The organism is Parasedimentitalea nitratireducens, assembly GCF_057444295.1.
In genome coordinates this window covers 98,563-120,099 of the sequence record NZ_JBYAXC010000001.1, presented here as the reverse complement: position 1 = coordinate 120,099, position 21,537 = coordinate 98,563, and the positions used below count along the sequence as shown (strand labels likewise).

Sequence of the window (21,537 nt, the reverse complement as noted above, 5' to 3'; positions counted from 1 at the left end):
ATGACGCATTTGTTTTTTCGGTTGTTGCTGAGCAGTTTACTGGCTGTGATGCTGGCGCTGCCCGTGGCCTCTCCATTGGTTGCGCAAAGCGATAACGGTGCCGGGGCGGATGCCCTGGCCAAGGCCATTGAACAGGCTGCTGAAAGTGGCGTTGGTGTCATCGTGCTGGATGGCCGTGGCCAGCTGGTGACCGAAGCTGCCGATACTGAGAGCACCGAAACGGCACCAGATGCGATGGGAGGGCCATCGGCGCTGATGCAGGCTCAGTCGGAAGTGGACGAGTTCCGCAGCGAATTGCGCAGTCGCTTGGAGGCGCTGCCCTATTCGGTGTTCGAGGTGAAATACATCCTGCGACAGACCAGCCCCGATGGGAGTATTTGGGCCTTTGCCGAGGTTCTGGGCTGGAGCGTATTTCTTCTGTTGATTGGCCGCTGGCTGTCGATCGAGATTTACGGCAAGCGGATTGCCGCACGTTTGGTTGTGTCTCGGGTCAAATCCATGCCCGAAGGCTATCGCGAAAAAATGCCGTTTTTGGTGTTCCGCTTTGTCATGGGGATGGGGGCCACCTTCTTTGCGATGATTTTTTCGGCCCTGGCGGGATACTTGATTTTTGGTCCGGCTCCGAATTCTTCGATCAAATTCACCATTACGGCCGTGTATACCGCCTATTTCCTGGCCTGCACGGTGTCGGACCTGTGGCGCATGGTGCTGTCGCCCTACCTGAGCCAATACCGGATCCCGGTGTTTTCTGATCGGGATGCCAAACGGTTGTACCTGTGGGCTTCAATCCTGGCGACCTATGATATTTGTTCAATTCTATTTGCCACCTGGGTTGGTGACTTTGGTTTGAATTACAACGTTTATGCCATGGTGCACGGGGTGCTGTCGCTGGTTGGCGTGGTTGGCAATCTGGTCATGATCCTGTTCAACGCCCCTGCGATAACCAATGCAATCCGCGCCGGTAAAGAAAAGAAAGACTGCAGTTGGCTGGTCAAAGGGTTGAGTACGATCTGGGCCCCGGTGGTGATGGCCTATATGGCCTTTGGCTGGCTGAACCTTGCCTTTGATCTGGTGCTGGAACGTCCAATTGCGATCCCGCTGATGGCGGGCACCTATATGGTGCTGACCTCGATCCTGATTGTGTATGGCGGCATCAACTATGTGATCGAGCGCTATTTCGACCGCTCACGCCAGGTGCAGCAGATCAACCACGAGCTGGCCGAGGCTGATGCCGAAGATGACCTGGATATGGACGAGGATATGCGACCAGCACGCCTCGTGCACCCAATGGCGACCTACGAGGATCTGGCGCGCCGGGTGGCTGGCATTCTGGCCTTTGTGGTAGGGACATTTGCTCTGATCCAGATTTGGAATCCGGACGTGAACTGGATGTCGGGCTCGATCACCGAGCGGGTGGCTGATGTGATCTCGATCCTGTTCATTGGTTACATTGTTTATCACCTCTTTCGTATTTGGATCGACAGCAAGATTGCCGAGGAAACCCCGGATGCCGACGAGGGCGAGATGGGCGATGAGGGGGGGGAAACAGGCGCCAGCCGTTTGGCAACTCTGTTGCCGCTATTCCGGGGGGCAATTCTGGCGGTTGTTGTTGTTTCCATTGGCCTGATTGTGCTGCTGGAGTTGGGCATCAACGTCAGCCCGCTGTTTGCCGGTGCCGGTGTTGTCGGTCTGGCGATCGGCTTTGGTTCGCAAACGCTGGTGCGCGACATCTTTTCCGGTGCGTTCTTTCTGGTGGATGATGCGTTCCGCAAGGGCGAATACATCGACATTGGTGAGGTGAAGGGCACAGTTGAAAAGATCTCGGTCCGGTCGTTCCAATTGCGGCACCATTTGGGGGCGTTGCAGACCATTCCGTTTGGCGAAATCCGAGTGCTGACCAACTATTCCCGCGACTGGGTGATCATGAAGCTGCCACTGCGGGTGACCTATGACACGGACGTGGAAAAGGTGCGCAAGCTGATCAAGAAACTGGGCAAGGAACTGCTGAAGGATCCGGTGATTGGCGACAACTTCATCCAGCCGCTGAAGTCACAGGGTGTGATCGAGATGCAGGATTCTGCGATGATCATCCGGGTCAAGTTCATGACCAAGCCGGGAGATCAGTGGCTGGTGCGTAAGAAAGTCTATGAAGAAATCCGTCAGCTGTTTGAACGTGAAGATGTCCATTTTGCTCACCGTGAGGTCACGGTACGTCTGGCTGAAGGCAAGGCAGAGGATCTGAGCCCAAACCAGAAACAAGCCGTGACCGGTGCGGTTCAGGCTGCGATCGACGAGGATATGATTGAGGGCCCCGCAGGTGGGGATGACCGTTAAGCTAAAACAGCCAAGTTCTCCCGCCCCCAAGCTGGACCGCAGATGCGATCACTTGGGGTTGGGAGCGGTGCGTCAACGCCAGATTGCGGGGGAAGTGCCGAGTTGAGGTGCGGGGAATTCCCACAGCATCTCGGTCGACGACAGCTGCAGCGGTGGAAGCAGGCGTTGGCCGTCTCCCCAGCCGCTGTGTTCGGTTGCGGGGCTGTAGTCCGCATCATGTGCTACGGAGATATCCGGGCCGGTTGTCATGCGTTGCAGGTCTGTCAACAAGGTCGCGGTGCGGGCTAAGGACAGGCGGGCCTGTGGGACGGGGTTGCCCTTGGCGGCGGCGGTCAGGGCAGAAAGCACAGCGGCGGCCATCAGATAGCCGGTGGCGTGATCCAGCGCCTGCACAGGTAGCGGGGTGGGGCGATCTGCCTGTGCCCAGTATTGGCCAGCTGCAGCGATGCCGCTGCTCATCTGTACCAAGCTGTCAAAGCCGCGCCGCATGGCCCAGGGACCGGTCCAGCCATAGGCGTTCAGGGTGACATCGATCAGGTTGGGGGCCAGTTTTTTGCGGGATTCAAACCCATAGCCCAACCCTTCGAGTGCACCGGGGCGGTAGCCGTGGACCAACACGTCGGCTTGCGACAGCAGGGCTTCGAAACGGTCGCGGCCACTCGCGTTGCGTAGGTCAAGGTATGCGCAGCGTTTGCCCAACGAGATATCAGGGATCGTACCCGGTTCATCCCAGCCGGGTGGGTCAATCCGCAGCACCTCGGCACCAAAGCCTGCCAAGGTGCGGGTGGCGATGGGGCCGGCCAGCACGCGGGTTAGGTCAAGCACGCGCAACCCTGAAAGGGGGCGTGCGGCTGTTGCCTCGGGGCGATTGCGCAGGGTGACCCGGTGGGGATCAACCCAGTTGATCAGAGGCTCGGCACTGACGGCTTGTCCCTGTGGGTGGGCCTGCCAGTCGGCTGTGCTGCGCATGGCGGCAGCGACACCGCCTTGTGGAACGATGGCTGTTTCCAGGTCATCCCTCTGCCATGTGGCGACGGCTGCGGTGACGGCCTCGCGGGTGTTGTCACAATCCAGCACTTGCAGTGCGGCGGCGCGGTGGTGGGGCAGATTGGTGTGCAGGCGGATCCAGCCGTCGGCGGTTTGGTAATCCCCTGCGATGGCATCCCACAGGCTGGGCATCTCCCACCCCAAGGGGCGGAAGCTGTAGCCGAACCAGAGCGAGGCGAGGCGTTGGTCAACCGTAACCGTGGGGCGATCAGCGGTCAGGTTTAGCGCCTGTAGCAACCCCGCCAGTTGGTTGCCCACCGCAGCAAGTGAGGCATTGGCCAGTTCGGTGACTGCAAAGGCGCTGGGGCGTTGGCCTGATCCTGTGACTTGATAAGTCGAAGGATCTGGCAGTCTGTCGATCAGCGTCATTGCTGATAGGGGTCCAGACTGTCGCGCAGTCCGTCGCCCAGGAAGTTGAAGGCCAGCACCACGATGATGATCGGCAGCATCGGGATGGCGGTCCAGGGGTAGATCTCGATCGAGGCGAGGTTTTGCGCGTCATTCAGCATCACCCCCCAGCTGACTGCCGGTGCCCGCAGGCCAAGGCCCAGGAAGGACAGCGCGGTCTCACCCAAGATCATCGCGGGGATCGACAGGGTGGCGGATGCAATCAAGTGCGACATGAAGTTGGGCAGCATGTGTTTGCGGATCACCCGCCCGGGCTTGGCGCCCATCATTTCTGCGGCCTTCACGTATTCCTCTTCCCGCAGAGACAGGAACTTGGCGCGGACCGAACGCGCCAGTCCGGGCCAGTCAAGGATGCCGAGGATCACCGAGATGATGAAGAACACCGCCACCGGCCCCCAGTTTGACGGTACCGCCGCCGACAGGGCCAGCCACAGCGGGAGCTCGGGTAGGGAGCGCAAGATTTCGATCACCCTGTTGATGGTCCAGTCGATGCGGCCACCAAAATACCCGGCCATGGAACCAAAGGTGATGCCCAGAAGGAAGGATACGGTGATGCCGATGATACCTACGGTCAGCGACAGTTGCGCGCCGTACAGGATGCGGCTGAACACGTCACGGCCCAACCGGTCAGAGCCCCAGAGGAAGATGGTGGCATCGCCGGGCGCGCAGAACAGGTGGGTGTTGGTGGGGATGAAGCCAGCCAGCCCGTATTCCTTGCCCTCGCAGAAGAACTCAAGCTTGGCGGGATTTTCGGTATCCGGCACGAACTCCCACTGGAAGGTTTCCAGATTGGCCTCGGACGTCATCGGATAGATATAGGGGCCGATGAACTCACCCTCGTGGAAGAAGTTGATCGACTGCGGCGGCGAATAGAGGTGATCTGGGTGGCGTTCGTTGGCGGTATAAGGCGCGATGAAGCCCGCAAAGGGCAGCATCAGATAGCTAACGAGCAGGAAGATGCCCGAGATCAGGCCCAGTTTGTGGGTTTTGAACTGCCGCCAGATCAACACCCAATTGGGGGCGTCCAGATCGGTACGCTCTAGCTGTTGCAGCGAGACATTTGGGTCATAAGGCTGGTCGTCGACATAGCGACCATCGGGGAGCTGGGTCATGTTTCACGCCCCTCGTATCGGATGCGGGGATCAAGCAGTACCAGCAGCACGTCTGAAATCATGGTACCCACCAGAGTGAGCAGGGCGACGAACATCAGCACAAAGGCCGACAGGAACAGATCCTGGGTTTTCAGCGCGGTCAGCAGGGTGGGGCCGATGGTTTGCAGGCCCAGCACCACCGAGACCAGCACCGAGCCCGAAACCATCGACGGCAGCAGGTTGCCGATGTCGGCGACAAAGGGGTTAAAGGCCATGCGCAGTGGGTATTTGGTCAGCATCCGGGCGGGGGGCATTCCCTTGGCCACAGCGGTTTCCACATAGGGTTTGCCCAGCTCATCCAACAGGTTGGCACGCAGGCGCTGCATCATGGCTGCGGCACCCGAGGTGCCGATAACAAAGGTGGGCACAATCAGGTGGATCAGAATGGACTTGGTTTTGTCCCAGCTCATCGGCTCACCCTCGTAAATTGGGTCCATCAAGCCGCCGATGGGCAGGTCAAAATATTTGTGACCATAGTAGAACAGGATCAGCGCCAGCAAAAAGTTGGGCGTGGCGAGGCCCAGATAGCCAACAAAAGCCGAGGTGTAATCAACCCATGTGCGTGACCGCGCAGCGGCGATGACCCCAAGCGGCAGGGCAACAAGGTAGACAAACAGAACCGCGGCCAGATTGACCAGCACGGTGAGCCAGAGGGTATCACCGACGATCTCGGCCACGGGTTGGTCGAATTCAAACGACCAGCCAAAGTTGCCTTGGATCAGCCCCGAGAACCCATGCGGGCCGGGGATGAAGCCCACCCAGATCAGGTATTGTTGGTACAGGGGGCGGTCGAGCGCATATTCGGTGCGCAGGAATTCGGCTTTGGCGACGCCAGCCGATTGACCCGAGGCGCGCAGTTCAGCGATCTGGTTTGATAGGTAATCACCGGGGGGTAGGTTGATGATGGCAAAGACCATCACCGACACCACCAGCAGCGTTAGCAGCATGGTGCCAAACCGGTAGATCGCGTAGCGCAGGATCTCCATCAGCCCTCACCACCCTCAAAGAAGAACTCATCCGGGCGATGGATGCCAAAGTGCGCACCGGGCTCCCAGGCCCAGATGCCCTTGGTCGGAACATTGCGCAGGTTTTTATTGACCACAACGGGCTGTGGCGCGCCGGCCAGGATGCCGATGCCATAGACCTGTTCGGAATGGATTTTCAGCATCTCATTCCAAGCGGCCTCGCGCTCGGCGTCAGATGTGGCGATCTCCCAGTTGTGGAACAGCTCCATCAGGCGCTGGGCCTCGGGCATATCGGGTGTTTCGCCAGCATCGCCGCCGGTCTGATAGAACTGGCCCCATTTCGGCCAAGCCAGGAAAACCTGATCGGTTGGGGCTAGATAGGCAGGCGAGGTGTAGGATTGCGGCAACCCGTTGTCCCAGCCAAACCAGACCGAGGCCATAGAGTTGCCCGAGAATACCCGGTTGCGCAGGATATCACGATCGAGCGGGCGCATGATCAGTTTGACGCCGACATCACGCCAATCATCAGTGATGATTTGCAGCGCGTTTTCAACCTCTTGGCGTTCGCCGGCGGTTTCGATCACAAATTCCATCGGGCGGCCGTCGGGCAGTTTGCGGATACCGTATTTGTCTTTCTCGGTCAGGCCAGCCTCGTCCAGCAGGCTGTTGGCCATTTCTGGGTCAAAACTTGCCCAGGCGGCGCGCATGTCGGCATCAAAGAAGGGGCTGGCTTCGAGAACAGCCATGCCACCAGGTTTGGCCAGCTTGAAATACAGCGCCTTGTTGATCGAGTCGCGGTTGATCGCAACTGACAGGGCGCGGCGTACTCGCACATCGCGCAGAACTTCACGCCAGGTGTCGTCATTGACGTTCAAGTTGGGATAGATGGCGATTTGCGACGCGGTGCCGGTACCCCAAAGATAGGTCTGGTAGTTGCCGCCGTCGGCCTCACCCTTACGCAGGATCGAGATGTCGCGAAAGCCGAGGCCACGTGCCTGCAAATCTGCCTCGCCCGCGTTGGATTTGGCCGCGACCAAGCCGCCGGAAACGATCTCCATTTCGACCACATCGATATAGGGCAGCTGCACGCCGTTCTTATCGATGCGGTGGTAATAGGGATTGCGCACAAACAGGTGGCGGATTTTCTTGCCCGAGGTGGAGTTCATCCAGGGCTGCAGGGTGGGCAGTTCGTGGTTGTCGAACTTGTACATGTTGTCGCGGCGATTGTGCAGTGCGGCCCAGCTTTTGACGCGGGCATCATCCACTTCGAACGCCAGCTGTTCCGGGTCGGCGTAATCGGCGTGGTACTTCTTCAGGAACTCGGACGGGCGGAAAATGAAAGGTGGCCGCGCCTGTGCCAGACTCTGCAAAAAGTTTGGATTGGGGTTGTCCCATTCAAAGATGACCGTTGTTGCATCCGGGAAACTGACGCGGGGTGGTTGCCCTTCGATGCGCAGGAAATCGGGTGGTCCGGTGGGGCTGAGCAGCTCGTTATTGGCAACGTCGTTCCACCAGTACTCAAAGTCAGCCGAGGTGAAGGGGTCGCCGTTAGACCAGTGGTGGCCGGGGCGCAGGTTCAGGGTGAACCGCTTATTGTCTTCGTTCTCGAAGGACATCAGCAGATCGGGACGTAGCTCGTAGTTGTCGTCGTAGCCCACCAGCCGCGCATAGCCATAGACCACCATTTGGCGGATGTCTTTGGAGCGGGTGATCATGGTGTTCAGAGTGCCACCCTGGACCCCCGGCGTCCGATCACGGGATGCCAGATCAACGACCAATGGCACCTCGGGCATACGCTCGGCGGCTGGCGGCAGATTGCCAGCGTCCACTTCCTGGCTCCAGAAGACGCTTTCCTGCACCGTCGGGCCAGCCAGGCTGGCGAGCGGTGTCATCAGGGTGCAAAGGGCAAGCGTTAGAATGGATTTTGGGGTCTTAATCATGGCAACGTACCTTATGTCCGGGTTCCACCTGCATGAGCGAGGGTACCACGGTGTCGGAAAAACGAAAGCGTTCGGGCCAGCTGTCTGGCGAACCGGCGCCCGAGGCCACCAGTTTGAGATCAATGGGCCGGTCAATGTCCGGCTCGGGTTGGGCGGCAATCAAGGCTTTGGTGTAGGGGTGTTGAGGGTTGTGGAACAATGTGTCCGGAGGGGCCTGTTCCACCACCAGACCGGCGCGCATCACCGCAACTTCATCGGCAATGCGGGCGACCACGGCTAAATCATGGCTGATGAACAGATACGACAGGTTCTGATGGTCGCGGATTTCTTCGAGCAGGCGCAGGATCTGCTCCTGCACCGACACATCCAGCGCCGAAGTGGGTTCGTCACAGACAATCAGCGAGGGATCGAGCATCAGGGCGCGGGCAATCGACAGACGTTGGCGCTGGCCGCCGGAAAAGGCATGCGGGTAGCGTTGCAGCATATCGGGGCCAAGGCCAACAAGGCGCAGCTTTTCGGCGGCCATGTCGCGACGTTCCGCCTTGGAGCCGATGTTGTGGATGTCCAATGGCTCGGTCAGGGCATCAAGAATGCGCATACGGGGCGACAGCGAGGAATAGGGATCCTGAAACACCATCTGTGCTTCGCGTTGGAACGCGGTGCGGGCGGCGCGGGTCATTTTCTGAACGGCGATGGGGCTGGACTGCGGCGTTGCGCGAAACAGGATCTCGCCGCCCTCGTCAGGCTGTTCTGCGCCAAGTGCAATCCGCGCGGCTGTGGTCTTTCCTGACCCGCTTTCGCCAACAATCGCCAGCGTTTTGCCGCGCTGTAGGGAAAAATCAACGCCACGGCAGGCCTGGATCTTGGTCTCGGCCCTCCAGCCTTTGTTGGCCCGCATTGAATAGGTCTTGGAGACTGACTTCATTTGCAGGATCAGATCATCCTGCGGCAATTCCGGCACAAACTGCGGCTCCGCCGGGATCGCGGGGGCGGCATCAAACAGCTGTTGGGTATAGGGATGGGCAGGGGAACGCAGCAGGGGCTCAGCAGCACCGGACTCCATCACCCGGCCCTTGTGCATCACTACAACCTGTTCAGCCATATTGGCGACCACGCCCAGATCATGGGTGACCAAAACCATGGCCATGCCGGTGTCGCGCTGTAGCTCTTTCATCAAGCCCAGCACCTGCGCCTGGGTGGTCACATCCAGCGCGGTGGTTGGCTCATCGGCGATCAGAAGATCAGGCTTGGCCACCATCGCCATAGCGATCATCGCGCGCTGGCGCATGCCACCGGACAGCTCAAACGGATAGGATTTATAGGCGCGTTCGGGATCGGGAAAGCCGACCTTCTCAAAACATTCGAGCACTACCTTTTTGGCGGCGGCTTCGCGGGTGCGGCCGTGCAGCCAAAGCACCTCGGAGATTTGGTTGCCAATCCGGTGCAGTGGCGACAGTGACCGCATCGGTTCCTGAAAGATCATCGCAATCGAATTGCCGCGCACATCGCGCATGCGGCGCTCGCTGAGGGCGGTGAGATCTTGCGCCCCATTGCTGCCGTTCAACTGGATGGTGCCGGAATGGATGCGAGCTGCCCGTGGTAGGATGCGTAAAATGGAGCGGCAGGTCACGGTCTTGCCCGACCCGCTTTCTCCGACCAACGCTAGGGTTTCGCCCGGCTGCACCTCAAAGCTGACGTCGCGCACCACCGGGTCGCCACCGCCAAAACCAATGCTGAGATTTTCAACTGACAGCAAAGGCCGCATTCAGGCCCACCCAACCAGCTGTTGTGCCGCTGTCATCTTCTTCCCCCTTGTATTTTCTGCCACCATCGCGTGACCGGGGTCGTCTAGTCAAACCCCATTTGCCCGATCCTGTTGTGCAAGCAGGGATTTTTTGCGCGGAAGGGGTGTTAAAAGCACAAAGAGTGCTTAAGCGGAGCTGTTGCGCTACACATTTACGTTATTCTCTGCCACATCGGTGGGATAAGCCTGAATCGGATATTTGGGCGCAAAGGAGTTTGTCTATGTCGTCCCGTCTTGATCTGTTCATCGACCGTATGGTGTCACAGCGTGCCTGTCTGGATTTTGCAATTGCCGAGACGGCAGCGATGAGTGGCCCGGTGTTTGAGCTGGGGCTGGGTAATGGCCGCACCTATCACCACATGAAGCGCTATGTCGAAGGGCGCGATATCTATGTGTTTGAGCGGGCTGTGGCATCGCACCCGGACAGCACCCCACCTGAGGATAAAGTCATTCTGGGCGATGTGCGTGAAACCCTGCCTGCGTCGGTGGAACGTTTTGGTCCCACAGCCAGTTTGATCCACGCTGATCTGGGTGGTCACAATCGCGAAAAAAACGATATCTTTGCCCGCTTTGTCTCCCCGTTGATCGAGCCTTTGCTGGCCAAAGGCGGACTGATGGTGTCATCGGACCGGATGTATTTTGAGAACCTGACCGAGCTGCCTCTGCCTGATGGCGCGGTTGAAGGTCGGTGCTTTATCTACCAGGCCTAGGCTTTTGACATCTCTAATATCCGGTCAGGGCCGATGCCCTGCCGGTTGAGATCTTGTTTTATCAGTGGTGCCTGTAGCTAGGCAGTTTAGAAATGGCGGTACCGCCAAGCGGAAGCGGACGGGGATCAAACCCCGCGTGCTAAACGTTGTCTCTGCGCGCCCCTATCGTGTCGGGACCCTGTTCCAAGTGCCGGGGGTGCCAAGCCAGGCGGTGATTGCAATCGCGGAATGTTTTGCCATGAAAAGGCGAATTTCGCGTTACAGGGGCGTACGCTGGGTGTGCAACACCAAACAGCAGAGCTCTATTCACATTCGTTATCTTGCGTGAAACGCTGTTTAGAGCCTAACCTGCGCTGAACCGAGATTTGACAGGATGCTGGGCGATGAAATTCTATGATTGCTCAACCGCTCCCAATCCACGGAGGGCGCGGATGTTCATTGCCGAGAAGGGTTTGAACATTGAAACCCAAGATGTGTCCATTGCCAAAGGTGAGCAGCTGAGTGATGCGTTCAAAGCGGTGAGCCCTCATGCCATGCTGCCGGTTCTAGTGACGGATGAGGGCACCACGCTAACTGAAAACCTTGGCATCGCAGCCTATCTGGAGGCCGTGCACCCAGAACCTCCCCTTATGGGGCGGACGCCCAAAGAGAAAGGGCAGGTTTTAATGTGGAATGCCATAGTTGAACAGCAAGGTGGCTCACCCATTGCCGAGGCGCTGCGCAATACCCACCCGGCCTTTGAAAACCGAGCGATACCTGGACCCGATGACTATGCGCAGGTGCCGGAATTGGCCGCACGCGGGTTGGAACGCGCGGACAGGTTTTTTGATCTGCTGGAGCAAAGACTTCGGGAAAGTGCCTATGTGGCGACCGACAGTTTTACGCTGGCAGATATCACGACCTTTGTTTTTGTGGACTTTGCCCGGGTCATCAAAAAGCGCATTCCCGAGAAAAATGCCGCCAGTCAGGCTTGGTTTGACGCGATCAAGGCCCGTCCCAGTGCCCAATTATGAGTAGAAATTGACATCAAGACCTGAGTAGAGACGATCCGAACAACAAGAAAGACGCCCGATGCCACAGAAACCAGTCCTGCACCGCGATGACCCATCGGCGAAACCCCTGGTGGGCAATATCAAGGTGACGCGCGACGATTGGCTGAATGTGGCAATGGATGTGCTGGTTTCGGATGGGGTGGAACGGGTCAAGGTTTTGGCGCTGGCTGAACGTATGGGGGTGTCACGGTCTTCGTTCTATTGGTACTTCAAATCTCGCCAGGATCTGCTGGATGCGCTGTTGAAGACCTGGGAACAGACCAACACCGCCGGGCTGGTGGGCCAGGCCGGTGCTGAAGCCGAGACTGTGACGGCTGCGGTGATCAATGTCTGGCGCTGCACTGCCAACCCTGAGTTGTTCAACACTTCGTTGGATTTTGCGGTGCGGGATTGGGCACGGCGGTCTGGGCCGGTGCGCAACCTGCTGGATCAGTCTGATGCTCGCCGGGTAGAGGCGTTGACCCAGATGTTTCAGCGTTATGGTTTTACCGAGATTGAGGCATTGGCGCGCGCCAAGGCGCTGTATTACATGCAGCTTGGTTATGACATGGCGGACCTGAACGAAAGTGGCCGGACCCGCCTGGCCATGACAGCGGAATATCTGAAGGTCTTTACCGGACAAGAAGCACAACCCGGTGAACTGGAAGAGTTCACCGAGTATGCAAGTCGGTTCTGGGACGTCTAAGCCGACTTTAGGTCAGCCAATTCGGCCTTGGCGGCTTGCACCACTTTGTCAGCGGCCTCCATTCTGACGGGCCCATAACCACGTATCTCCATCGGGGCTGACAGGATCGACATCGCGCGATCCTGTTGGTCAATGTCAAAGCCTGCGGTGAGCTGGTCCAGTACGCCTTCATACCAGGCGAGCAGCTCGCGATGCATCCGGGCTTCGGCGTGGTAGGCGAAGATGTTGAACCGGCTGTCACGCAGGCGTTTGCCCTTGGCAAGATAGCCCATAACGGGTCGCATCCAGGACCCAAAGGCGCGTTTCAGCGGGCGGCCACGGTGGTCTTTGCGGTGGCTGAACAGCGGCGGAGCAAGGTGGTATTTCACCTTATAGTCGCCCTCAAACTCAGCTTCGATTTGATGTGCAAAGGCCGTGTTTGTCATCAGGCGGGCCACCTCGAATTCGTCCTTATAGGCCATTAGTTTGAATAGCGATTTGGCGGCGGCGGTGTTCAACTCTTCGGCGGCATCCTCGGGCAAGGACTGGCGGAACTTGGACAAGGTCTGGCTGTAGCGTTTTGCATAGTCGACATCCTGATAGCCGGTCAGAAAGCTGACCCGACGAGCGATGATATCGTCCAGTGTTTCTTCGGGGGCGGGTGTATCCTCGTAGTGGTCGCTGACCAGGTCTGGATTCACCGCCATGGCGCGGCCAATGGCAAAGGCGAGGCGGTTTTTGTCGATGGCGACGCCGTTCAACACGATGGCTTGATCCAGTGCATCGGCGCTGACCGGGATTAGCCCCTGTTGCCAGGCGAAGCCCAGCATCATCACGTTGGCCAGAACCGCATCGCCCAACAGCGCCTCGGCTGCAGCGTTGGCGTTGAGGCCTGATAGGTTATCCGCGCCAACCACGCTGGCAATGGCTGCTGTGCGTGCATCGGTCATCAGATCGGCATCGCGGCGCAGCACCAGATCACCGGTTGGCATTTCCGCGTGGTTCAACACAACACGGGTGTCGGCGTTGTAGTGGGCCGAGGCCTTGGGGGCCGAGCTGACCACCACATCACAACCAATCACCGCATCCGCGCCACCATTGTCGATGCGCACCTGATTGACCTGATCCGGCTTGGCCGACAGGCGAATGTAGCTGAGCACAGTGCCAAACTTCTGCGCAAAGCCGGTAAAGTCCAGCACACTGGAACCCTTGCCTTCGATATGTGCGGCCATAGTGATCAACGCGCCAACGGTAACAACGCCGGTGCCACCGACGCCGGTGACCAGCAGGTCAAAGGGTTTGCTAAGTGTGGGTAGTTGCGGCTGGGGCAGGTTGGCAACCAGTTGCAGCGCATCCAAGCTGGCCGGTTGTTTCTTGCGCCGGGTTGCGCCCTCGATGGTGACAAAGCTGGGGCAGAAGCCGTTCAGGCACGAGAAGTCCTTGTTGCAGGACGACAGGTTGATTTTGCGTTTGCGGCCAAAGGGGGTCTCTTTGGGTTCCACACTCAGACAGTTGGATTCCACGGAACAATCACCGCAGCCCTCGCAGACCAGATCGTTGATCATGGCAAAGCGTTTGGGATCTTCCATGGTGCCGCGTTTGCGGCGGCGGCGTTTTTCGGTGGCGCAGGTTTGTTCGTAAATCAGCACCGTGACACCGGGGATTTCGCGAAGTTCGCGTTGCAGGGTGTCCATCTCTGCCCGGTCGTGAAAGGTGGTGCCAGAGGGGAAGTCACCATGGCGGAATTTGCCGATGTCATCCGAGACCAGCGCGATCCGCTGCACGCCTTCGGCGCGAGATGTCTGAGCGATGCCGCTAACACTGACGGGGCCATCCACCGGCTGACCACCGGTCATCGCGACGGCGTCGTTATAGAGGATCTTGTAGGTGATATTGGTTCCTGCGGCGACAGCCTGCCGGATGGCAAGGCTGCCCGAGTGATACCAGGTGCCTTCGCCCAGATTCTGGAAGATATGTTTGTTACCGTTGAATTTCGAGGCCACCGTCCAGGGCACACCTTCGCCGCCCATCTGGGCGTAGCCTTCGGTTTCGCGGTCCATCCAGCTGGCCATAACGTGGCAGCCGATGCCGGATTTGGCCTTGCTGCCTTCGGGCAGTTTGGTTGAGGTGTTATGCGGACAGCCGGAACAGAAATAGGGGGTGCGGTTGGCGCCGGGCACATTCAACAGCTGTGGCGGCTGGTCGGTCAGCGCCTTGGCTTTGGCGGGCAGGCCTTCCTCGGGGAAAAAGGCGTGCAGGCGGGCGGCGACGATGGGGGCCAGTTGCAGCGGGCTCAGCTCGCCGGTCCATGGGATCAGCGGCTCGCCGTGGCTGTCGTATTTGCCGACCATCTTTTCCGGCTTGTTACCCGGCCAGTCATAGAAGTATTCCTTGAATTGGCTTTCGATGATGCCGCGTTTTTCTTCGACCACCAGCACCTCTTTCTTGCCGTTCACAAAGCGCAGGGCGTTGCGGCGGGCCAGCGGCCAGACCATGCCAACCTTGTAGATGTCGATGCCAAGGCGACGGCAGGCATCTTCGTCCAATCCCAACAGGCGCAGCGCCTCCATCAGGTCCAGATGGCCCTTGCCGGTGGTGACAAAGCCAAACTTGGCGTCCTCAATATCATAGACCCGGTGGTCGATCGGGTTGGCCTCCGCAAAGGCGCGCACGGCGCGCAGCTTGGCCTGAATACGGACCTCGATCTCGGGGCTGGGCAGGTCGGCGCGGCGCACGTGTAGGCCACCGGGGTAGTCAGGCAGGTCGGGCAGGTTGAACTGGCGGTCAGGTTGCAGTTCAACCGAGCGCGCACTTTCCACGGTTTCCGACACCGCCTTGAAGCCAACCCAGGTGCCCGAGTAGCGCGACAGGGCAAAGCCGTATTCGCCATAGGTCAGGAACTCATCCACGGTGGCCGGGTTCAGCACCGGCATGAACCAGGACATGAAGGCCACATCGGATTGGTGCGGCATCGACGAGCTGACGCAACCGTGGTCATCGCCTGCTACCACCAGAACGCCACCCTTGGCCGATGAGCCGTAGGCATTGCCGTGTTTCAGCGCATCGCCGGATCGGTCAACGCCCGGGCCCTTGCCGTACCACATGGAGAACACGCCCTCGACCTCGCAATGCGGGTCCAGAATGGCCTGCTGTGCACCCAGTACCGCAGTCGCGCCCAAATCCTCGTTCACGGCAGGCATGAAGGTGATGTTGTTGTCTTTCATCCGAACTTTGGAGCGCCAGAACTCCAGATCAACGCCGCCCAATGGCGATCCGCGATAGCCCGAGACAAAGCCAGCCGTATTCAACCCTGCATCGCGATCACGGCGGGCCTGATCCAGCATGACGCGGGCCAGCGCCTGAGTACCGGTCAGGAACACCCGGCCTTTATCCAATTTATATCGGTCATCAAGTTGGTAGCTGCGGAATTCGTGGCTTTGCTGGGTCATATGGACATCTCTTGCGCGCGTTGGTTAGTTGCCGAAAGAATAAACCGTGTTGCGTGGATTTATTTGCCAGATTATCTCTGTTGTTGAGTAATGTAGAATAAATTGACCGATAAACAGGTCGATGCCGGAGTGAAAATTCACAATATGACAATGGATGAACGCGATCGAAAGATTCTGACGCTGCTGCAACAGGATGCACGCATGTCTAACGCAGATCTGGCCGAGGCTGTTGGCATGTCGCCCTCGGCCCTATGGCGACGGGTGCGCGCGCTTGAGGCCGCGGGTGTGATTGAACGCTACGGAGCGATTGTGAATCCATCAGCGATGGGTTTGGGGTTTCAGGCGATTGTACATGTGCATCTGACACGCCACGATCAGGACAAGCTAGGTGAGTTTATCCGTGCCATCGAAACCAGCCCCTTGGTGCAGGAATGTTACGCCACCACCGGGCAGTCAGATTATCACCTACGGGTGCTGGCACCGGATCTTGAGGCCTATAATAACTTCCTCGAAGACTTTCTGTTCCGTTTGCCTGCGGTGGCGAGTGCGCAGACCAATCTGGTTTTGCGAACGATCAAGCACAACAAGCCGGTTTTGCCCTGACCTAGGAGCAGGACTTGGTATCCGTGCTCATGCAACTCACCCTAGGGATGGTTTCATTTTCCGAAGCCATGATATGTAGCTTCCCCGGTTGATACATTGATTTCGAATATGTGGCCCATGAACGTGTTTGCGTAGAACTTTTTGTCACGAAGATAGAGTTCTACAAATGTGTCGTGAAACGATCCGTAGCGGCTTCGCTCGATGCCATTTATTTTCCAGATTCGAGAGCCGTCTGGTCTCAACATCTGAATGTTTTCCTGAGGTTTTACCGGGCCGTCCTTGGACGTTTGATCATAGGCGAACAAAACAAGTCGGCCAGATGGAGTTTGGTATTCTTCGCGTATTTCAACCATCCGTCATTCTTTGCAATCATCGTTCTAAGGACGGGTCTCAAGCCTTGGTTTAGGTAGCGACGAATTCCACCCAGGCCCAGACCATCGCAACATATGTCAGGTGGTGCATGGCCTGATCTGTGCCCATGGCGCGCCAGAAGCTGGGCATGTTTGGCAAAAGCTGTTTGGTTTCGGAATAGCAGGCCTTGCAGTAATCGATGTTGAAATGAATGATCCATTCCAGCGCCAGGACAATCACGATGAACAGGAGCGGGGCCTGATAGGCCAGAAACACCAATAGTGACCCCACCACATGCACCCCGGCATGTTGGGCCCGGCCCATGTGCCAGTACTGCCCGCGCCCCGATAGCATCTTGGGTGTTTGCAGATAAAAGTCGGCAAACATGTGCTTGATCTGCAAAAGACAGAGCAGCAGCAGGATAGATCCGACATAGTCCGGCACGTGTAAGCTCCCTTGGAAAGACACCAGCGGTAGAAGCTTACGGATTTTTCCAGCGATGGCAAAGGGTCAGTGGGTAAAGTGTCGCAACGGGACTACGCAAAGCAAAATTGTAAAGCCATTGCCTGTCCCAGTGAAATCGCGCTAGGCATTAGGGACGCTTTTTGTCAGCCAAGACGGAGATCTCCCATCGAGCGCTCATTATTCCGCTTCATCTGGAAATACTCCAAGCGTGATCAGCTTATTTTGCTGCTGGTCACCACAACCCTGTTTCCGCTGTTGTACCTGACGCTTGAGCTGCCCAAGCGGATCATCAATGACGCTATTGGTTCGCAGACCTCGATCATTGATGTCTTTGGCTACCAGGTGGATCAGCTGACATTCCTGTGGCTGCTGTGCGGCGGCTTTTTGCTGTCGGTGACAGCCCATGGCCTGATGAAAATGCGCATCAACACCATGAAGGGTGTCCTGGCTGAACGTATGTTGCGCCGGTTTCGCTATCAGTTGATTGCCCGGATATTGCGCTTTCCGCAGCCCTATTTTGAGCGGGTCAGCCAAGGCGAGCTGGTGTCCATGGTCACGGCTGAAAGTGAGCCGATGGGCGGGTTGATGGGCGATGCCATCAGCCAACCGGTGCTACAGGCCGGGCAGATGATCACCATCCTGTCGTTCCTGTTTTTGCAAAACGTCTGGTTTGGTCTGGCAGCAGTCGCCTTGATCCCGTTGCAGGGCTGGCTGATCCCGATGCTGCAACGGCGGATCAACCTGTTGAACAAGAAGCGCATCAAACAGGTGCGTGCTTTGGCTTCGGAAATTGGTGAGAGTGCGGCCGGGGCCTCAACCCTGCGGATCAACGGTGGCTGGCGCTATCGCATGGCGATGATCACGGCGCGTTTGGGTTGGCTGTATGACATCCGCTTTGAGATCTACCAGAAAAAGTTCTTTATGAAGTTTCTCAATAACTTCATCACCCAGCTGACACCGTTTCTGTTTTATGCCATCGGCGGCTTCTTGGTGCTGCAGGGCAAGGTCTCGCTGGGCGCTCTTGTGGCGGCTTTGGCAGCCTACAAGGACCTGGCTTCGCCATGGAAAGAGTTGCTGGCCTATTACAACCAGACCCAGGACATGAGCCTGCGCTGGGACGTGATCCTGGAACGCTTTGCCCCATCGGGCATGGTGGATGAAAAGCTGATGGAGGGCGAGCCTGAAGAGATCGTGCACCTGAAAGGCGATGTGGTGCTGGACGGCGTTAATGTGCGCGATGCCGACGGCAATCTGGTACTAGAGGATCTGAGCACATGTTTCCCTGCTGGCAAAGTCATTGGACTTGCCGCCCCGTCCGAGGAAGACCGGCGGGCTATGGCCGGGCTTTTGACGCGCGAGTTGCTTCCCTCGGCTGGCAAAATAACGGTTTCGGGACATGATTTGACAGGTCTCCATCAGGCAGTTGTGGCGGCGCGGGTTGGACATGCCACCTCGCGGCCGGTGTTGTTTCAAGGGTCGTTTGGCGAAAATGTCATGATGCCCATGCGGCCGCGCCCCAATGGCGAAGCCCGCGACGCTGACCAGCTAAAGAATGCTCTGAAGGCGGGCAATAGCGCGGATCCGCATGACGCGCCCTGGCTGGACCCGTCATTGGCCGGTTTCTCCAATGAAGATGATCTGCGCGAATGGTGGTTAAAACTGGTCGAGGGGATTGGGTCAGATACCGCATTGTTCCGACGCGGGTTGGAGCAGAAATTCAACCAAGAATATCATGCTGCGCTGAGCGCCCAGTTGGTGCAATTGAGAGAGACGGTTCAGCAAGCCGTGCGTGATGCGGGGCTGCGCCAACACGCGTTTTTCCTGAAACCGGATGAATACAACCCGGCGCTGCCAGTGGCGGAAAACCTGCTGTATGCCACGCCGCACGCACCCATTACCGAAGCCGTGTTGACCCAGCAGACGGATTTCCTGGACCTGATCACAGAGCTCAAGCTGGACAAAGATCTGGTGGCGCTGACCCAGGATGTTGTGGACATGCTGCGGCAGATCTTTGGTCTGGACGGCACCGATCACCCGCTGTTCCGCAAACTGGGGCTGGAGCCTTCGGCCTATGAGGCGGCGCTGTCGCTGGTTGAAAAGACACGCGCCAATGGGGCCGAGGCGCTGGAGCAGACCGAGCTGGCGCAGTTGCTGATGGTGCCGTTCCGGATTTCGGCCGAACAGATTGGCCCAGCGTTCAGCGAAGAGATGCAAGAGCGTATTCTGGCGTTCCGCAAAAGCCATTCCTCGCGCTTGATGGAGACTTTGGGCGATCTGTATGTGCCGCTGGACATCACCCAATTTGCACCTGGGTTTACGGTGTTGGAGAACGCTCTGTTTGGTAAGATCTCGGACCTGGCCGGGGCCAAGGGCGACGAGCTGCGCAAGCTGGTGGCGGAACTGCTGGTTGAAAATGGTGTGCGCGATCTGGTGGTTGAGCTGATCTTTGATCTGCCGATTTCGCTGGGCGGGCAGGGGCTAGCGGCCAGCTTTGCCGAACCTTTGGCGTTCTCGCGCGCCACGATCAAACGCCCGGACATTCTGATCATGGACTCTGCGATGGCGAGCTATGATCTGGAGACACGGATCTCGGTCCACAAAAACCTGCGTGATCTGCTGCCCGACACGACGCTGATTTATCTAGGCGATAGTTTTCAAAGCCCCGAGGTTTTTGATGTATACTATGAACTGCGTCAGGGGCGTCTTGTCAGTGACGAGACACAGGAGGAAGCGGTGGAAGACAGCGCTGCCAGTGCCGATCTGGCCCGCAAGCTGCGGGCGCTGGAACAGACCGAGCTGTTTTCTGGTCTGAACCGCAAGCAGCTGCGCTTGCTGGCCTTTGGGGCGCGCTGGTATCACGCCAAGCCAGATGAGGTGGTGTTCCTGAAGGACGACGAGGCCAGCGATGGTGCCTATATGATCCTAGAAGGGGAGGCCGGGCTGTATCTGCCGATTGACGGCCAAGAGGACCGCCTGATTGCCACGGTTGGCCCCGGTCGACTGGTGGGTGAATTGGGACTGATCCGCCAGGAACCCCGATCACTGAGCATGGTTGCCAAGGACGAACTGACCTGCCTGCGGATTGGCGAAGAAGAGTTTCTTGCAGTCGTTGAGCACGATGCCGCAACGGCGTTTAAATTGTTGCAGGTTGTGGCGGGCTATGTGTCGAACTGATCGGTGTAGAAGGTTAGATGGCTTTGACTTACGCGCCGTATTTTGATCCAACTCGGAAGACAGGCCTTGGCACAATGCGCGGCTAATGACCGGTAAGAGCCCAAAGTTGCAGTTTTACTGTAAAACGGCCAATGTCTAATACTATTGTTCACTACTTAGGCCTTTGCCCGTGACGTCACTTGCTCTCTGCCCAACTCTCTTTGCCATTGTAGCAATTTTGATCAGTGGATGTACCTTAGAAAACCCGGAGTCTGATTTAGAGCAAAGGCGACAAAGTAAGCTGGAGAAAGGTGCTGAAAAGGTATCTGAATGTCGAAAAGTTAGATGTTCGGAATTACAGCTGAATTTTGCCTCGCTCGTAGATTATAGGGTGCTAAATGAACTGACACACGTAAGAGCGCTTGAGCTGAACTATAACACATTTGATAGCTTACAGGACATTATCGCGATGCAGCAGCTGGAAGAGTTGCGGATCACGGCAACAAAAATTCGAGATGTGTCCGCATTCGCAGACTTTGAAAATTTATCTGTATTGCACATTCAATCAGGACTGGCCGAAGACGTCAGACCCACATTGTTAAAAATGCCTGACTTGAAAGATATCGCTATCAATTTAGCAGAGGATGGCGATGTCTCATTTGTTCGCAGCCTGCGTGAATTGCAGTCGATGTCTTTGCTTGGAAGCCGGGTTTCAGATTTAGGTCCACTTGCAGGGCATCCAAGTTTGAGAAACCTCTACATTCATTCAGGATTGCCAGACGACCTGTCCGCCTTGTTGAAAATTCAGAACCTACACACTCTGTCGATTTTCGGCACGATTGCGCAAGACGATAGTTCGGGGGTAATTGAGCAGTTAAAAATCAACGGAGTAAATGTGAACCACATAGACACCGTCGTATATTGACCGCTGCATTCGTTCCTCTCGATGCAGATCTTGGCACTAATGCATCGCAAGTTCACACTATCGGTTCTGTGTAGATTGGCGACAAAGTCTTCGACGTTCGGTCTGGTGCAGAGATGCATGATGCGGATCGCTGGTCAGACACAGAAGTTTTATATGCTAAGACACTGGTTCACGACGTCCCGCAATCAATCCGGCGCGCAAAACAGACTGTACAGCAACGTGATCACTTGCTTGGTGTTATCGTTTTCCAGCGAGTAATAGATGGTCTTGCCTTCCCGGCGGGTGGCGACATGGCCGTCCTCACGTAGCCGGGCCAGCATCTGGCTGACGGCAGCCTGGCGCATTTCCAGCAGGGCCTCCAGTTCGCCCACCGATTTTTCGCCTTCCCCCAGATGACACAGGATCATCAGCCGCCCTTCATGCGCCATTGTCTTTAGGAAGGCAGCCGCGTCAGCTGCACGCGAGGCCATATCATCAGTGGGCTCCGAGGACATTTGGCTTGGGGGCTGGATCGTC

Annotated in this window: 16 protein-coding genes; 7 read left to right on the top strand and 9 right to left on the bottom strand. The window is 57.5% G+C overall.

Annotation, left to right across the window (positions count from 1 at the left end):
• Complete coding sequence (locus AC2T28_RS00535; protein WP_486746989.1) at positions 1-2,334, top strand: mechanosensitive ion channel family protein; 2,334 nt, start codon at positions 1-3, stop codon at positions 2,332-2,334.
• A 72-nt stretch (positions 2,335-2,406) separates the two neighbouring features.
• Here AC2T28_RS00535 and AC2T28_RS00530 read toward each other — a convergent pair whose 3' ends face one another.
• Genes AC2T28_RS00530 through AC2T28_RS00510 form a run of 5 tightly spaced genes read right to left on the bottom strand, consistent with a single transcriptional unit; the run spans position 2,407 to position 9,610 of the window.
• Positions 2,407-3,750 (bottom strand): CoA transferase, encoded by a 1,344-nt coding sequence (locus AC2T28_RS00530; protein WP_486746988.1) that lies wholly within the window; start codon positions 3,748-3,750, stop codon positions 2,407-2,409.
• The gene (locus AC2T28_RS00525; protein WP_486746987.1) at positions 3,747-4,901 is read right to left on the bottom strand and encodes an ABC transporter permease; all 1,155 of its coding nucleotides are present in this window, start codon (positions 4,899-4,901) and stop codon (positions 3,747-3,749) included. Before AC2T28_RS00525 ends, AC2T28_RS00530 begins: the two co-directional genes overlap by 4 nt.
• Positions 4,898-5,926, bottom strand: coding sequence for an ABC transporter permease (locus tag AC2T28_RS00520; protein WP_486746986.1), 1,029 nt, complete (start codon positions 5,924-5,926; stop codon positions 4,898-4,900). The genes AC2T28_RS00525 and AC2T28_RS00520 overlap by 4 nt, the downstream gene beginning before the upstream one ends.
• Positions 5,926-7,845, bottom strand: a complete 1,920-nt coding sequence (locus AC2T28_RS00515) for an ABC transporter substrate-binding protein (protein ID WP_486746985.1) — start codon at positions 7,843-7,845, stop codon at positions 5,926-5,928. Before AC2T28_RS00515 ends, AC2T28_RS00520 begins: the two co-directional genes overlap by 1 nt.
• Positions 7,838-9,610 carry an ABC transporter ATP-binding protein gene (locus AC2T28_RS00510; RefSeq protein WP_486746984.1) on the bottom strand — a complete coding sequence of 591 codons (1,773 nt, stop codon included), beginning with the start codon at positions 9,608-9,610 and terminating at the stop codon, positions 7,838-7,840. Before AC2T28_RS00510 ends, AC2T28_RS00515 begins: the two co-directional genes overlap by 8 nt.
• A 260-nt stretch (positions 9,611-9,870) precedes the next feature.
• On the opposite strand from AC2T28_RS00510, the gene AC2T28_RS00505 reads away from it, so the two are divergent.
• The 3 genes from AC2T28_RS00505 (at position 9,871) to AC2T28_RS00495 (ending at position 12,096) form a co-directional block, all read left to right on the top strand.
• A complete protein-coding gene (locus AC2T28_RS00505; protein ID WP_486746983.1) occupies positions 9,871-10,359 on the top strand; it encodes a class I SAM-dependent methyltransferase in 489 nt (162 codons plus the stop codon).
• Between the two features lie 383 nt (positions 10,360-10,742).
• Positions 10,743-11,372, top strand: a complete 630-nt coding sequence (locus AC2T28_RS00500) for a glutathione S-transferase (RefSeq protein WP_486746982.1) — start codon at positions 10,743-10,745, stop codon at positions 11,370-11,372.
• 58 nt (positions 11,373-11,430) lie between these two features.
• Complete coding sequence (locus AC2T28_RS00495; protein ID WP_486746981.1) at positions 11,431-12,096, top strand: TetR/AcrR family transcriptional regulator; 666 nt, start codon at positions 11,431-11,433, stop codon at positions 12,094-12,096.
• Here AC2T28_RS00495 and AC2T28_RS00490 read toward each other — a convergent pair.
• The gene (locus AC2T28_RS00490) at positions 12,093-15,524 is read right to left on the bottom strand and encodes an indolepyruvate ferredoxin oxidoreductase family protein (protein WP_486746980.1); all 3,432 of its coding nucleotides are present in this window, start codon (positions 15,522-15,524) and stop codon (positions 12,093-12,095) included. The genes AC2T28_RS00495 and AC2T28_RS00490 overlap by 4 nt on opposite strands.
• Before the next feature lie 144 nt (positions 15,525-15,668).
• Here AC2T28_RS00490 and AC2T28_RS00485 point away from each other — a divergent pair, with 144 nt between their 5' ends.
• On the top strand, positions 15,669-16,127 hold the full coding sequence (locus tag AC2T28_RS00485) for an Lrp/AsnC family transcriptional regulator (protein WP_486747993.1): 459 nt from the start codon (positions 15,669-15,671) through the stop codon (positions 16,125-16,127).
• Between the two features lie 53 nt (positions 16,128-16,180).
• Here the strand turns inward: AC2T28_RS00485 and AC2T28_RS00480 are convergent, their stop codons facing one another.
• A complete protein-coding gene (locus AC2T28_RS00480) occupies positions 16,181-16,480 on the bottom strand; it encodes a DUF7957 family protein (RefSeq protein ID WP_486746979.1) in 300 nt (99 codons plus the stop codon).
• Between the two features lie 49 nt (positions 16,481-16,529).
• Positions 16,530-16,922 carry a DUF3307 domain-containing protein gene (locus AC2T28_RS00475; RefSeq protein WP_486746978.1) on the bottom strand — a complete coding sequence of 131 codons (393 nt, stop codon included), beginning with the start codon at positions 16,920-16,922 and terminating at the stop codon, positions 16,530-16,532.
• A 240-nt stretch (positions 16,923-17,162) separates the two neighbouring features.
• On the opposite strand from AC2T28_RS00475, the gene AC2T28_RS00470 reads away from it, so the two are divergent.
• Together AC2T28_RS00470 and AC2T28_RS00465 are read left to right on the top strand one after the other, a co-directional pair.
• Positions 17,163-20,117 carry an ABC transporter transmembrane domain-containing protein gene (locus AC2T28_RS00470; protein WP_486747992.1) on the top strand — a complete coding sequence of 985 codons (2,955 nt, stop codon included), beginning with the start codon at positions 17,163-17,165 and terminating at the stop codon, positions 20,115-20,117.
• A 169-nt stretch (positions 20,118-20,286) separates the two neighbouring features.
• A complete protein-coding gene (locus AC2T28_RS00465; RefSeq protein ID WP_486746977.1) occupies positions 20,287-21,021 on the top strand; it encodes a leucine-rich repeat domain-containing protein in 735 nt (244 codons plus the stop codon).
• Between the two features lie 185 nt (positions 21,022-21,206).
• Here AC2T28_RS00465 and AC2T28_RS00460 read toward each other — a convergent pair whose 3' ends face one another.
• Positions 21,207-21,491 carry an ArsR/SmtB family transcription factor gene (locus AC2T28_RS00460; protein ID WP_486747991.1) on the bottom strand — a complete coding sequence of 95 codons (285 nt, stop codon included), beginning with the start codon at positions 21,489-21,491 and terminating at the stop codon, positions 21,207-21,209.
• Positions 21,492-21,537 lie beyond the last annotated feature (46 nt).

Coding starts and splice junctions, on each gene's coding strand:
- AC2T28_RS00525 (WP_486746987.1), bottom strand. CDS start 4,901: ATGACCCAGCTCCCCGATGGTCGCTATGTCGACGACCAGCCTTATGAC.
- AC2T28_RS00530 (WP_486746988.1), bottom strand. CDS start 3,750: ATGACGCTGATCGACAGACTGCCAGATCCTTCGACTTATCAAGTCACA.
- AC2T28_RS00515 (WP_486746985.1), bottom strand. CDS start 7,845: ATGATTAAGACCCCAAAATCCATTCTAACGCTTGCCCTTTGCACCCTG.
- AC2T28_RS00495 (WP_486746981.1), top strand. CDS start 11,431: ATGCCACAGAAACCAGTCCTGCACCGCGATGACCCATCGGCGAAACCC.
- AC2T28_RS00480 (WP_486746979.1), bottom strand. CDS start 16,480: ATGGTTGAAATACGCGAAGAATACCAAACTCCATCTGGCCGACTTGTT.
- AC2T28_RS00490 (WP_486746980.1), bottom strand. CDS start 15,524: ATGACCCAGCAAAGCCACGAATTCCGCAGCTACCAACTTGATGACCGA.
- AC2T28_RS00510 (WP_486746984.1), bottom strand. CDS start 9,610: ATGCGGCCTTTGCTGTCAGTTGAAAATCTCAGCATTGGTTTTGGCGGT.
- AC2T28_RS00505 (WP_486746983.1), top strand. CDS start 9,871: ATGTCGTCCCGTCTTGATCTGTTCATCGACCGTATGGTGTCACAGCGT.
- AC2T28_RS00485 (WP_486747993.1), top strand. CDS start 15,669: ATGACAATGGATGAACGCGATCGAAAGATTCTGACGCTGCTGCAACAG.
- AC2T28_RS00500 (WP_486746982.1), top strand. CDS start 10,743: ATGAAATTCTATGATTGCTCAACCGCTCCCAATCCACGGAGGGCGCGG.
- AC2T28_RS00535 (WP_486746989.1), top strand. CDS start 1: ATGACGCATTTGTTTTTTCGGTTGTTGCTGAGCAGTTTACTGGCTGTG.
- AC2T28_RS00520 (WP_486746986.1), bottom strand. CDS start 5,926: ATGGAGATCCTGCGCTACGCGATCTACCGGTTTGGCACCATGCTGCTA.
- AC2T28_RS00460 (WP_486747991.1), bottom strand. CDS start 21,491: ATGGCCTCGCGTGCAGCTGACGCGGCTGCCTTCCTAAAGACAATGGCG.